The sequence below is a fragment of the Wolbachia endosymbiont (group B) of Aricia artaxerxes genome, from assembly GCF_964026975.1.
GTDB lineage: Bacteria > Pseudomonadota > Alphaproteobacteria > Rickettsiales > Anaplasmataceae > Wolbachia.
The window spans coordinates 606,208-620,242 of sequence record NZ_OZ034718.1 but is presented as its reverse complement, the minus strand read 5'-3'; the positions used below and the strand labels follow the sequence as shown (position 1 = coordinate 620,242).

The 14,035-nt window shown below is 34.7% G+C and carries 10 protein-coding genes; 4 read left to right on the top strand and 6 right to left on the bottom strand.

The window, feature by feature from the left end; all coding sequences use genetic code 11:
- Positions 1–42: 42 nt before the first annotated feature.
- The 3 genes from AAGE00_RS02825 to AAGE00_RS02815 are packed head-to-tail and all read right to left on the bottom strand — an operon-like array spanning position 43 to position 4,029.
- Positions 43–570: a phospholipase D family protein gene (locus tag AAGE00_RS02825; RefSeq protein ID WP_007301949.1), complete on the bottom strand. Its 528-nt coding sequence runs from the start codon at positions 568–570 to the stop codon at positions 43–45.
- A 40-nt stretch (positions 571–610) separates the two neighbouring features.
- The gene (locus AAGE00_RS02820) at positions 611–2,098 is read right to left on the bottom strand and encodes a UbiD family decarboxylase (protein ID WP_213863775.1); all 1,488 of its coding nucleotides are present in this window, start codon (positions 2,096–2,098) and stop codon (positions 611–613) included.
- A 47-nt stretch (positions 2,099–2,145) separates the two neighbouring features.
- Complete coding sequence (locus AAGE00_RS02815; RefSeq protein WP_341815341.1) at positions 2,146–4,029, bottom strand: DUF3857 domain-containing protein; 1,884 nt, start codon at positions 4,027–4,029, stop codon at positions 2,146–2,148.
- 339 nt (positions 4,030–4,368) lie between these two features.
- Between AAGE00_RS02815 and AAGE00_RS02810 the strand changes: the two genes are divergently transcribed.
- The 3 genes from AAGE00_RS02810 (at position 4,369) to AAGE00_RS02800 (ending at position 7,549) form a co-directional block, all read left to right on the top strand.
- Positions 4,369–5,109, top strand: a complete 741-nt coding sequence (locus tag AAGE00_RS02810; RefSeq protein WP_213863776.1) for a DsbA family protein — start codon at positions 4,369–4,371, stop codon at positions 5,107–5,109.
- Positions 5,110–5,300: 191 nt separating this feature from the next.
- Positions 5,301–6,902: a hypothetical protein gene (locus AAGE00_RS02805; RefSeq protein WP_250147188.1), complete on the top strand. Its 1,602-nt coding sequence runs from the start codon at positions 5,301–5,303 to the stop codon at positions 6,900–6,902.
- A gap of 53 nt (positions 6,903–6,955) precedes the next feature.
- The gene (locus AAGE00_RS02800; protein WP_213863777.1) at positions 6,956–7,549 is read left to right on the top strand and encodes a TIGR02217 family protein; all 594 of its coding nucleotides are present in this window, start codon (positions 6,956–6,958) and stop codon (positions 7,547–7,549) included.
- 73 nt (positions 7,550–7,622) lie between these two features.
- Here the strand turns inward: AAGE00_RS02800 and AAGE00_RS02795 are convergent, their stop codons facing one another.
- Together AAGE00_RS02795 and AAGE00_RS02790 are read right to left on the bottom strand one after the other, a co-directional pair.
- Entirely contained in the window at positions 7,623–8,396 is a 774-nt protein-coding gene (locus AAGE00_RS02795) for a hypothetical protein (protein WP_213863778.1), read from the bottom strand.
- Between the two features lie 194 nt (positions 8,397–8,590).
- Positions 8,591–11,260, bottom strand: coding sequence for a 2-oxoglutarate dehydrogenase E1 component (locus AAGE00_RS02790; protein WP_341815339.1), 2,670 nt, complete (start codon positions 11,258–11,260; stop codon positions 8,591–8,593).
- A gap of 392 nt (positions 11,261–11,652) precedes the next feature.
- Here AAGE00_RS02790 and AAGE00_RS02785 point away from each other — a divergent pair, with 392 nt between their 5' ends.
- Positions 11,653–13,020 (top strand): hypothetical protein, encoded by a 1,368-nt coding sequence (locus tag AAGE00_RS02785; RefSeq protein ID WP_007301958.1) that lies wholly within the window; start codon positions 11,653–11,655, stop codon positions 13,018–13,020.
- A 7-nt stretch (positions 13,021–13,027) separates the two neighbouring features.
- On the opposite strand, the gene trpS is transcribed toward AAGE00_RS02785, so the two are convergent.
- On the bottom strand, positions 13,028–14,026 hold the full coding sequence (gene trpS / locus AAGE00_RS02780) for a tryptophan--tRNA ligase (protein WP_007301959.1): 999 nt from the start codon (positions 14,024–14,026) through the stop codon (positions 13,028–13,030).
- Between the last annotated feature and the right edge of the window lie 9 nt (positions 14,027–14,035).

Sequence of the window (14,035 nt, the reverse complement as noted above, 5' to 3'; positions counted from 1 at the left end):
ATTAAATCTATCAATAAAAAGACTTTTTTTGATATCAAGTATCTAGGGAGCATATTGATAGGATTGTGACATTCGTATTTCCCAGTTCTTCACATACTGCTGGACTAATTCAGGATAATTTTCAATAATTAATAAATTTTCAGCGTTTCCCTTTTCAGCTGTCTTACTGAGGTTAAACGATCCTGTGATGACTTTTTGATTATCAACAATTATTACCTTATTATGAGCAATTTTTGGCTTATTATCGATCCAAATCGGTATTCCATTTGAAAACAATTCGCTTATGACACTATATTTTGAATGGAGTTGTGATTTATCTAAGACGACTTTAACATCAACACCACGCTCTTTGGCGTTAATCAAAGATTTTGCAACTGTTCCAAGAGTAAATGTATATTCTTGAACTAAGATAGATTCTTTAGATTGGTCTATCTCGCTGATTATCGGTACAGCACAGTCTTCTTCAGGTGAGAAGCAAACTGTTGCTTTTGGGCAAGGCGAGAATGTAGGACCCACATAGTAATACAGAGAAAAACATGCCGACAAAAATAAAAGATATAAAAGCCTCACAAACCACACCTAAATACACGGCGGTAGTCTACATCATAGTTTAATCATCTGTCAACCCATATTCCTTCCACTTCTCTGTAACTTTCTTTATTATTTCCTCGCTCATTTCAATTTTTCTTCCCCATTCTCGTTTGGTTTCAGGTGGAAGTTTGTTTGTTGCATCAAACCCTATTTTACCTCCGAGACCACTTTCAGGGGAAGCAAAATCTAAATAATCAATTGGGGCATTCTCTATCGTAATTGTATCACGCACAGGGTCCATTCTTGTTGACATTGCCCACATCACCTCTTTCCAATCACGTATATTTATATCATAATCAACAACTATAATAAATTTCGTGTATAAGAACTGTTTGAGAAAAGATAGTGTGCCCATAACAATTCTTTTTGCATGCCCTGGATAAGCCTTTTTTATCGACACTACCACTATTCTATATGAACAACCTTCTGGGGGCAGATAAAAATCTACTATTTCCGGAAACTGATTGATAAGAATCGGCACAAAGATTTCGTTGAGTGCTTCACCAAGAATTGATGGTTCATCAGGTGGTTTGCCAGTAAAAGTGCTGAGATAAATTGGATCTTTGCGCATTGTAATTGCAGTGATGTTAAACTCAGGAAACTGTTCAACAGCATTATAGTAACCGGTATGGTCTCCATATGGCCCTTCATCTTGGTAATTATCCAAACTTACATATCCTTCCAAAACAATTTCTGCATGAGCTGGAACCTGAAGAGGAATAGTTTTACAATTTACAAGCTCAAGTGGTTTTTTTCGCAGCAGCCCGGCAAATTGGTATTCTGATAAAGTCTCCGGCACCGGAGTTACCGCAGCAATAATTGTTGCAGGATCGCTACCAATCACAGCAGCCGCAGGAAACTTCATATTTTGTCCCCTCTCCTTCCACCGTTTATGGTGACCTGCACCACCACGATGTGCAAGCCAGCGCATGAGAGTCGTTTTTTTATTCACAACCTGCATACGATATATTCCAAGATTGAAATTATCTTGCTTGTCTGCTGTTGGTCCTTTTGTTACCACAAGTGGCCAAGTGATAAGCGGTGCAGGCTCGTTTGGCCAGCATGTCTGAATAGGTAGCAAACTAAGATCCACCTCATCCCCAGTTAGCACCACCTCTTGACATGGGGCTTTGCTCACAACTTTGCTCCGCATCGACAATACAACTTTTAGTAGAGGAAACATTTTCACAGCATCTTTGAAGGTTTTTGGTGGCTCAGGTGATCGCAAAAATGCTAGAAGTTTACCCAGATCCCTTAATTCATCAGAATTTATACCAAGTCCGAATGCAATTCTCTCAATAGTACCAAATAAATTCACTAAAACGGGAATTGAATTTTTGCCATTTTCTGTGACAACATTTTCAAAGATGATAGCTGGTCCCTTGTTTGACAAAACCCTACGATGAATTTCTGTCATTTCAAGAATAGTTGAAACTTCTTTTTTAATTCTAATTAGATCTTTTTTTTCTTCTAATGCTCTGATGAAGTCGCGTAAGTTATTGTACATATTTTAAAAATTTTAAGCCTTTTAAGAAGTGCTTTTCCCAGCACAACTCATTCACTTATTATTATAGAGGCTCTAGAAAAATTATTCTCCAATTCGCTTTTTAAGTTTTTATATTCAGCAGTCTTTAATTCTTCATTGGTAATAAAGCTTTTCTTTATGGTTATTAAATTGCTAAATTCGGTTCCATCATTTTGATATTTACAGAACCTATTTACATATAACCAAGGAGAATTTATTTCAAAATTCAAATTTTCACAATTTTTAATTTTGATATCTTTTATTATCATATGGCTTTCCTTAGTTTTAGGAACACCAATAAAAAGATCTGACACTTGGTCAGAAGCTGTATTGACAACATCATTAAGCCAATTATCTCCTAAATTCAAAGCAGGTCCTAGATTTGTCTTAAAAATCTTATTTTTTTGCTGAAACTCATATTTGATTGTAAGATCTTCTACATTACGTAAAGTAAGGTCAGGCAATTCTAAGAACTTCTTTTCTTCTTCATCAAGATATACTCCACTAATCATACGAAAAACAGAATCCCTTAATTGCTCATTTGAATAATACAATCCAACCCCTGTTAAGCCTAAGGCTGCTTCCCCTTGCACGGTAAGCTGGCCATATTCATTTACAACATTATCTTCTATAGTTAATTCACTATGGGATATCACTTTTGAATTTTCACCTTGTACAGCAGGAATCTTTATGTAATCTGCTTCCTCAGAATCGAGTACTAGAGCGTTCCTATCAGCAATGTCTGGAAAAATACCCTGTGCCATACTGACGGTATTAGTTGGATCGATCCAATATATTTTTCCATCTCTATTTGTTACTTTGAGCATCACATGATTAAAATTACCCATATTAGGTAATGCTTCAGGATTAGAAGTGCTAGTAGTTCCTCTCATAACTAAAATAGGTTGAACTTTATAACCAAGTTTTTGCAGAATAGCAGCCGTGCTAGCAGAAAAGTCTTTGCAATCCCCGACTTGAGAATCAGCAATTTTCTCCAAATCTCTCGGAAAAAATTTTCCTGACACTGTACGCCAGTCTCCCATGTACTGAACTTTTTCATTCAATAAAGAAGTGACTGCATTAATTTTCTCCTCATCGGTACTCTCATTGTCAGCAAATTCTGCTATAGCTTCAAAAGTTGCAGGAAGCGGCTGATTGATAACGCTATGATATCCAGGAGCTAATTTTTTAGCTAAATCCTCCCATTCAGATAAGCTTGAAAGTGATACCCAAGTGTTGTGTTTTATGTTCAATATTCCATTATGTGGTTCATTTGTTGTGTTTTCATAAACTGCTTTCTTTAAAGCAATGCTTATAGAGTGTATATCATCATTTTTTTCCTCAGCGATTTCTAATACTTCTCTTGGATCATTAACTTTAATCTCCAGGGGTAATTCAGAATTGATTTTAGTATTTTCTGCTTGTAAATAAGCCCCATGATAAGAAAAGCTCAAGCCATAAAAGTTATCAACAGGAACCTTTTTGTTAACTTGTTTATACCTTAAATATACTTCTGTACCAATTTCTATTTTAGGAAACGATATAGTTACTTGCCTTAGCTGATCGAAGCCTTTACTAGGACTAGCTAGCGGTTTATCCTCTATCATGTCTTCAGTGACTATATATTCCTCTCCGTTATAAGCTGTTTTAGCTTCTAAAACAGTCAAATCTGCACTATCATCATTGTAGATTAAACTATACAGAGAAAATCTATCACGCCCAGACTCCTTGAGTATTTTTGCTTGTAGTTCTACTTCCGTTTCGTAGGTACCATCTCTATTAACATTAATGTTAACATTAGAAAACTTAACCTCGACAGAAGCATCTTCGTACTTACTCCACCTTGCTTCAGCTGTCGAAGCTACAAAAAATGCTAACATTGCTAAGTTAAAGACAGCTTTTAAAAACCTCATTTTTTACTTACATTTATTGAAAAATCATTCTATTATATCCGAACAACACTATCGGAAATGTAAGACTTAGTGTGTTCATATTACTTAGCGACGCGCTTACCGATATTATATGCAGCGATTACAAGATAATCAACTTTTTTGCTTACAATTTGCTAGAAATAGCGGTAAAGACTATCTAAATCTTTATAAATGCCTTACTTTGCAAAATTTTTCATCACCAAATCTTATGATGAACTTTACAAAAATATCTTAAATTTCATTTTATAAAGTTTGCATTTCTTGATAAAAATGTTTTAACATTAAGCATTTCTTTAATATTTGTATTCTTTAAGTAAGTATATGTCTAAGATACCATTTTTATTGATTTTTATACTTGCAGTAGCAAGTTTACCAGTAATAAACAATTGGCTTTCACACCGCAGTCAGAACTTAAATGATGATTATATAGGTGAGAGATTGGATAATTACATCAGTAAAAATTTTGATAGAGTTCTAAAAGCTCTCCAGGAAGAGTCAGCTAAAAATAGTTATGCTAATGCAACCAAAAATAAAATTTCTCAGCATAAAAATGAAATATTCGACTCTACTTATCCTTACTCAGGAAATGAAAATAGCAATATCATAGCTGTAGGTTTTTTTGACTATTCTTGTGGATATTGCAAAGCTATAAAGAACGATGTAAAACAATTGATCAATGATGGCAAAGTTAAGTATATCTTTAGGGATGCTCCAATACTTGGTAACAATTCTTTAAAGGCAGCAAAAGGTGCTTTAGCAACTTATTTTATCGATAAAGAAAAGTACTTAGATTTTCACTATGCTGCACTAGATCACAGAGGAGAATTTTCAGACGAAACTATATTAGATATAGTAAAAAATATAGGGATCAACGAGAACGATTTTAATAACTCTATGAAAAATAATGCAGACAAAATTGAGCAAATGATAAACAACAGCAAACTTTTAGTAAGGAATTTAGGAGTAGGCGGTACACCTTTTTTGATAATTGGAGATAGTCTTTTTGTAGGAGCAACTGATTTAAATGTGCTACGCAAAAAAGTGGATGAGTTAAAAGATTAATAAATTCCCTGCTTGACAGCATAAGAGAGTTTAAGTATAGTTAAGATATACTAAGTAACAATATGTATAGGCTACATATTAGTTCAAGAAAAGTAGGTGATGTTTGCTTGCAACACAGCACGACCTTAAGTAATTAGCCTTCCTAGGCTGATTAATCTATTAAAATACAATCATTATTTTGGAGTTATAACATGAAAAATTTCAACAGAAAACCAATTGCTCTTTTTCGGCAAGTCGAAAAAAGCACAAAATTAAGTCAATTTTTATTGAAGAATCTAGACTCTTTTTATTCTCAAAGGCTAGGAAGACTAGTTGATAAATTTCGGGCACAAAAAACAAAAAAAAGTAATTCATTGACTGATCTAAAGAAAGCTTATCCTGAAAAGCTAAAAATAGGAGCTTCTATATCAGAAGGAGATTGCTTTTTTGACTCCTTGGCTCAAGGATTGAATGAGCTAAATATAAAACCTGGTCATCGTTTTACCGCAAAATCATTAAGAGAAGATTGTGAAAATTATGCTAAAGCAAATGCAAATTCGTGGGTTTATAAAAAAATAACAGGAGATGCTGAAGAAGGAGGATATTTTGTAGGTGAAGGAAATTTGGATAGCAAAGTAATAGCGAAGGAAAGAAATAGCGAAGATGAAAAAGGCATATCTGCACAAACAGACTGGTGTAAAGGTGAAGAAATAATAACCAAATATACAGAAGAGGAGTTTTTCAGCTGGTTACTAGAGGAATATCGTGAAGATAGAGAAGGGAAGATTTTAGAGATTTTGAAAAGTAGATATGGCACAGATAATGATTTGTTACTAGAAGACTATAACGAATATGAAACAAGTAAAGATAAAGAAGAAGAAATAAGCGAAGATGAAGAAGAAATAAGCGAAGATGGAAAAGAAAAAGGAGAAAAAGTTACTATTAAGCCAGATAATTCCAAGTCTTTTTCTAAATATCTAAACAACATTAAAAATATGTCTACAGAAACTAATTCTCTAGCTATATGGGGTCGTCCAGAGATTGAAGGGAGAATGATATGCGACAAGTACAAAGTGGAACTTTATATTTATTCAATAGAGGAAGATAGTCAAAAAGTTACGGTAACTAAAATTACAGGACATGATGATGATCCAGAAGTTTTTATACAAGATATAAATCTCAATCAACTAGAGATAGATAGTAGCAAAAAAACTGTAGGAGTAGTGAATTACATGAGGCATTTTGTGCCACTTCTTAGCAAAATCCCTTCTGATATAACAGAAAATCAATCAGTTTCTAATGAAGAAATCTTTGGTGAGGTTACAGAAGCTTCTGCTTCTGATCAATCAGAGCAAGAAGAACAATATAATATCAGAACTAGCAAATCAGCAATTGTGCAAGATCATGAAACACAAAAAGAGAGAATTAATACCAGCGCTAGTGAGCCAATTCATACAGATACAGTAATTACTATTTCTCATCAACAAGGGCAAGAAACACAACAAGAGGAAATAGAAAAGAAATTAATCAATAGTTACAGAAGAGAAGCTATTTATAGCATAGCTGCTGTAATAACAGCTATAGCATTCACAGCATCTGCTATAGCTGCTGTTTTTACTCAACCAATGCCTTTAGCATGTTTTGCTGGAGTGGCTTTAGTTGTTGCATGTATTTGTGCATATCAGTTAACGCAGAGTCATCAAGACATTAACGAACTGAAAGGTAAGGTAGGAGAAAACAACACCTTTACTTTTTTAGAAGAAACGGGATTTAAAATTTATAGCCTGATTGATAAAGCAGCTTCAAAAATTTAAGATCTTTCCTACTTCATCTATATCAACTCAACTTTATTTTTACAGGAGGACATATGTCATTTACAGAAATTAGATTTCCAGAAAATATATCTTATGGCTCTACTGGAGGACCTGAATTTTCCACTGACGTTGTAACAACTCATAATGGTTGTGAGCAGCGCAATATCAATTGGTCTCGTGCACGTGCCAGGTATAACATAGCTTATGGAGTTAGGTCAAACGAGCAGCTAACAGAACTCATAACATTTTTTCAGGCACGAAAAGGTAAAGCAATAGGATTTCGTTTTAAGGATTGGTCAGACTTTACCGTTATCAATCAAGAAATTGGCATAGGAGACGATAAAAAAACGATCTTTCAACTGATGAAAACTTACATAAGTGGAAAAGACAAGCATACACGAACTATTAAAAAGCCAGTGCATGATACAATAAAAATTTACCTAGATGGTGAAAAGACAGAAAAATATTCAGTGAATTATTCAACTGGAGAAATAGCATTTATGAAACCACCAGCAAAAGGCAGAATAATTACTGCAAGCTTCGAATTTGATGTACCAGTACGATTTGATACAGATTACCTAAACGCTTCTATTGATAACTATGGCAGCAATAGCTGGAACAATATTCCCTTGGTGGAAGTGAAATAAAGTTAAAGTATGCTCCATAAAAGTTAAGCGATACTGAGGCTCATATTTAAATGAGCCTTGCACATTTTAAAGTCTATCGCCCATTACAATGTTCCACACTCGAAATTTGAGGAAATTCTAATGTAGTGTTTTCTCTTTCTTGTAAAATAGAAAGTTTTAATAATTCTTTTAGAACTAACTTTACAAGTGTTGTACCATTTTCCTTAAAGAGGTAGTCCATCCTATTGGTTTTCTGTATGTGATTGACAAAATTTCTAGCTTCCTCATTAAAAGCCTCGATTGTGTTGATACAAGATAATACTAAATCCGAGCTATTTATTGCTAAAATTCCATTTACGAAAATATCTAATTTTGTTTTATCTTCAGTCAAATCTTCAGCTAACCTATTTCTAATATCATCATTCTCAAACAAAATGTACTCTAGGTACGAAGCAGACTCAATAAGTATAAAGTCTTCTAAAGGTACTGATTCTAAACATTCGTCAATATAAGTAAGTATTCCAAACTCAGTAATACACCCTTCTTTTCTCACAACATAGCACTTAGGAAGACCACGATACATTGATAGCAAAGAAAAAAGACGTATTATACTTGTACCTCTATCTTTCATTTCCTCGAGAAGCTTTCTATCATTTATTAGTTTGTGCAAAATGTAATCCGTAGCAGGACCTGGTTTACGAAAACGAAACATATTATTTTCTGCAAAAATAGCCTCAGCTAATTCGATAGACTTTTTATCCTCATCTATAAAAGCCTTTTTGTCTCTATTTAACCGTATGATTTTAGCCTTGCTATCGCTGCGTAGTCTAGTTTGCCCTATTAGCCTCTCAAATATTTCTGTCTTCATATATATCTTAATATAGTTAATATTAATATTAACTATATTAACTATATTAAGAAAAATAAATGAAAATGTTAATAAATATTATACTTTTATAAAAAAATAAAAGTCTTTTTATATTTGTATAAGTATATAAAAGGTTTGATTGTTGTAAGTTATCTAAGTGCTAGAGTCTAATTAATAAGTCTGCTTGAAGCCGCTCAGTGTTTGTACAGTTGTACCTGCGCAACTTGCTTCAAAATTTCTGCTTGTTGCTGAGCATGGATATTAGCATAACCACATGCAGGAGATGCAGCAGCAGGTCTTGCAATGCACTTAGGTCTTTTTGCTTGAGCATTGAGGCCAGACAATACCTCTTCTATCAATGGGTTGACAAAGAACCATCCTCCCATATTTTTTGGTTCCTCTTGACACCATATAATTTCAGCGTTCTTATATTTTTCGAGTTCATTGTTTAGTTTATCGGCCGGGAATGGATAAAATTGTTCTAAACGCACTACTGCTATATCGTTTATTTTTTGTGCTTCAAGCATTTCAATTATGTCGTAATAAACTTTACCACTACATATTACAACTTTACGTATTTTATCACTTGCAACTAAACCTGTTCTACACTCTGGAATTACCGTAAGAAATTTTCCTTCAAAGTCAGAAAGGTTAGAAACTGCGCTTTTATGACGCAATAGTGATTTAGGTGTAAACACCACTAAAGGCTTACGAAAATCTCGATTAATTTGTCGGCGTAAAGCATGAAAATAATTCGCAGGAGTAGAGCAATTAACCACCTGCATATTATCCTCTGCACAGAGCTGCAAAAACCTCTCTATACGAGCAGAACTATGCTCAGGCCCCTGCCCTTCATAACCATGAGGCAAAAGTAGAACTAGACCACTTGACCGCAACCACTTTGTTTCTGCAGATGAGATAAATTGGTCGATCATAATTTGCGCGCCATTTGCAAAATCACCAAACTGCCCTTCCCAGAGCACAAGTGAATAAGGAGAATCAAGGCTATATCCATATTCAAAACCCATCACAGCATACTCAGATAGTGCGCTATCTATAACTTCAAAGCGAGCTTGCTTCTCACTTATGTTGTTCAGTGGAATAAACGTTTCTTCTGTTACTTGATCAACAAGTCTTGAATGACGGTGCGAGAAGGTACCGCGACCAGAATCTTGTCCTGACAAGCGCACTCCTATTCCTTCTTTAAGCAATGACGCGAATGCAAGACTTTCACCAGTTGCCCAGTCTATGTTGCTACCGGAATTTATACTGTCTATTCTGCCATCAAGTATTCTTCTGACTTTATTATTGAGATTAAAACTACTTGGAATATTGCTATTTATGTGTACACCCAATTTTTTTAGCTCATCTGGTGAAACACCAGAGTCCGTATAATATTCACTCAAATCGTTCAACTTTGCTCTCCTGAGTTTTAACCACACTCCATCAAACCAGTCAGCTTTCTTCGGAGTATAAGTCGTTGACTCAGTAAGGCTTTTATCCAATCTTGTTCTAAATTCGCTGCGTAATTTACTTACTTCATCGCTACCTAGCACTTTCTCTGCAGTCAGCTTCTCTTCGTACAGCGTGCCTGGAGTTTTATGCTTTGATATTGCTTTATACATAAGTGGCTGAGTAAAATTTGGCTCATCGCCTTCATTATGGCCATATTTGCGGTAGCATATTATGTCAATCACCACATCCTTTTTAAATTTCTGCACATACTCCATTGCCAAATTCGCAACAAAACTCACAGCTTCTGGATTATCTCCATTAACATGAAATATTGGAGCTTCTATTGATTTTGCTACATCAGTGCAATAAAAAGATGAGCGTGCACAATTAGGATTTGCAGTAAAACCAACTTGGTTATTAATGACAATATGCACGATACCACCAACTTTATAACCTTCAATGTTGCTCAAAGTCAGGGTTTCAGCAACCACTCCCTGCCCGATAAAAGCTGCATCACCATGAATTGATATGCCAAGCACAGATCTCGTATTTTGTTTTGCTCTTACTCTTCCAGCTAGAACCGGATTTACCGCCTCAAGGTGAGATGGGTTAGGACATAAACTTAAGTGTATTTTTTTACCACCAGCAAGTGCTCGATCAGAAGAGTAACCAAGGTGATATTTGACATCACCAGACACCTCAAGACCACTTGGATATGCAAGGTTGCCTTGAAATTCAGACAGCATTGCCGCATAATCTTTTCCCATCACTTTGGTTAGAACATTGAGCCGTCCTCGGTGGGCCATACCAAGAACTATTTCTTCAATACCAAAAGCTGCAGAATCACTAATAACTCTTTCAATTGCAACAATGGCTGACTCCCCACCTTCGATAGAAAAACGCTTATATCCAGGAAATTTCATATGGAGAAATTGCTCGAACATCTCAGATTCAATCAAGTGCCTTAGTATTTCTTTTTTATCCTGAAGGCTTAGCGTATAGACCTGATTTTCAATTTTCTCCTGCAGCCAAACTCTTTCCTCATAAGAGGAAATATGCATAAATTCAAAACCGATATTCTTGCAGTAAATATCTCTGTAGATTCTAGTGTCACTTGTAGGAGAAAGATTCAAGTATTTTTGATAATCTATTTCCTTATTTACATGCGGTGATAATGGATTTAAGTCTGCAAAAAAGTGACCATAAAATCTGAAAAAATTTGCTAAATCATCAACATCTACCTTAGCTTCATTCTGTGCCCTGCAGGGTTCTGCTTTATTAACTTCTAAATTGCTCGAAAAAATTCTGTGCCAATCTTCTCCAATTGATTTATCGCCTTGCAAGTAACGGCTATAAATTTCTTCCACAAATTCGACATTATCGCCATAAAGGCAGCTTAAATTCGACATAATCACTACAAAAGATATCAAATACTTATAAGTATAACTTAAGTTTTTTAAAAAAGAACTCCTTTAGTTTCTAATTATTAAGTTATACAAACACTGTAATCCGAGTTTTCCAGAAAGGGTGTCATTCTAGACTGACATCTAATCTTTCCATAAATGCTGTATTTCAACATAAAACAACTATACTCATCAACTTGTGCCCAATCATAATTCCTAGATTCCAGTGTTAGCTACTTGTTTTTTGGATTTCTATACTATTGCTGATTGAAGATTATTGAAATTTTTTGCACATTAAGGAACGCAAGCGTTTATGAGTCAGAGGATAAGTCATATAACATTTACTCGGTCTTAATACTTTGAATTTATATTTAAGTAAACGATAAACAGTAATTGGTATGAGTGATCTATTTAAAAGTGACAATTATGATAAAAATCTCAATTCTTTGATAAGAGTCATAAAGCTGAAGGATACAAAAAAAATTAATGAACAATATGATGAAACACTGAAAGATTTATCTCAAGCTCTGAAGAATTTTACAAACAACGCAAAAGATGTAGCCAAATTTGTTATATATAGCGACTTGAATAATTATGTAGAACCTTTGAGCACAAAGCCACTCGGTTTTATTGGAACATTAAAAGGGATATTAGATAGAGTCTTGGGAAAAGATATTCCAACTAATGATAATGACATAAAAAATTTTGTTGGTGATGAATTATCAGGTTTCACTATAGAAAAAGCAGCCGAATACACAAATATTTTAAGTACAATTAATCTATTCAAGAAAGGACTTAAAGAAATTTTAGATTCGAAACAGAGTGGAAAAGGCAATAAAGAACATAAATCATACGAAGTAAGCACGGAAAATAAAACGACATCAAAGCAGAAGGAAGATACTCCTAAGCTGCAAAAAGGAAAACAGCCGGCAGGAAAATCAGGTATGAAGAAAATAAAACGGCCAACAACGGCACCTCCGCCACCTCCTACTGCCTCAAAAAAGGTACACTTTAAACCAGAAATAGAGAATGTATCTCCTGAAGATTCAGGCTATGAAAGTTCATTAAGTGAAGAGTCTGGAAATGAGGAAATATCAAATTATCAAGAGAAAAGTAGTAAATCTTCAACAAAAGATTCGGAAGACTCAAAGTTAGCTAAAAAGGAGCCAACTCACAAAACGAAACCTAAGAAAAATGCAGGAACAAGAAGAGGATATAAAAAGAGACAGGCTCCAGAGCCACCAGCGCTAAACGCTACCAATCAAGAAATTAAGCAAGAAACTAAAGAAGATAAATCTGAAATACTGTCAAATCCTAAAAGGCTAGATATTGTTGATCAACAAGTGAGCACGAAACCAATAATAGTAGAAGTGACTTCGCAAAAATCAGCTGAAAGTAAACCAATCCTGAAAAAATCTGCTGATAAAGCATCATCAGAAGTAAAAGCGGTTATTATAAAAGAAAAAGTAAATAGCAAGAAGGACGGTAGAGTAAAGTCAATAGTAGGAAAGTTTGAGCAAAATCAAGTTGCTAAGAGCAAAGCCACCCCTGCAACACAAGCAGATATCGGTATGAAGAAAGATCCTGCACCATCGCAAGAAACTGCCTCCCAATCTCACTCATTTCCGGTAGGAAATAAAAGATCTAAAATGAACCCCATAACAGCAAAGTCCGATTCTAAACTTCCGGTTAGTAAAAAACCTCTTCTCACTCATGTTAGTGTAAAGAAAATAGCTGCACGATTTGAAAGCCATGGGAAGAAATAGTTGTAACCTATTGAACAAACCCTATAATATCCTTGATCTTTTTTATATTGTTATTTGCAATCTCTGCTGCTTTTTCTGTACCTTCTTTTAATATTTTATGTAAATGGAGCTGATCCCTCAAAAGACCGTTCAACTTCTCACGTATGGGTGATATAACACTGATGATTAAGTCAGCTAACTCTTTTTTAAAGTGTTTCATATCATGTTTATTCACTTCTTCACACACTTTTTCCACATTTAAATCACTAAGCACTGAATAAACGTTTACCAAATTGTTTACTTCTGGACGGCACTTTAAAGTAGCAAAATCAAAGCCTAGAATTGAATCTGTTTTTGCTTTTTCTATTTTCTTGACAATCAAGTCATCTGTATCGTCAAGGTTAATGCATGAGTATTCTGAAGAATCAGATTTGCTCATCTTGCTTGCTCCATCTCTTAAGCTCATTATCCTTGATGTACAATCCAAAGTTAAGATTTCAGGTATGATGAAATGACTACATTTATAATGATTGTTAAAAGCTGATGCAATATCACGTGCAAGTTCTAAATGCTGTTTTTGATCATCGCCAACAGGAACATATTTAGTTTGATACAGCAATATATCCGCAGCCATAAGTACTGGGTAGCTATATAACCCAAGAGAAGCTTTTTGTCTATCGCTTCCAGCCTTATCTTTAAATTGAGTCATACGATTAAGCCAACCAATTGGTGTATAGCACCCTAGCAGCCAGCCCAATTCTGCATGACCACTAACTGCGGATTGATTGAAAATAATCGACTTTTCCGGATCTATTCCACATGCAATATAAGTTGCTGCTGCTTTAAAAATATTATTTTTTAATTCATTTGCGGGAAGCTTATTTGCTGTGATTGCATGCAGATCAACAACACAAAAAAGAGATTTATATTTATCCTGCAAGCCTATCCACTGCTTAATTGCACCAAGATAATTGCCCAAGTGTAATACTCCACTTGGCTGAATACCTGAGAAGACAACTTCTTCCATACCTTGAGT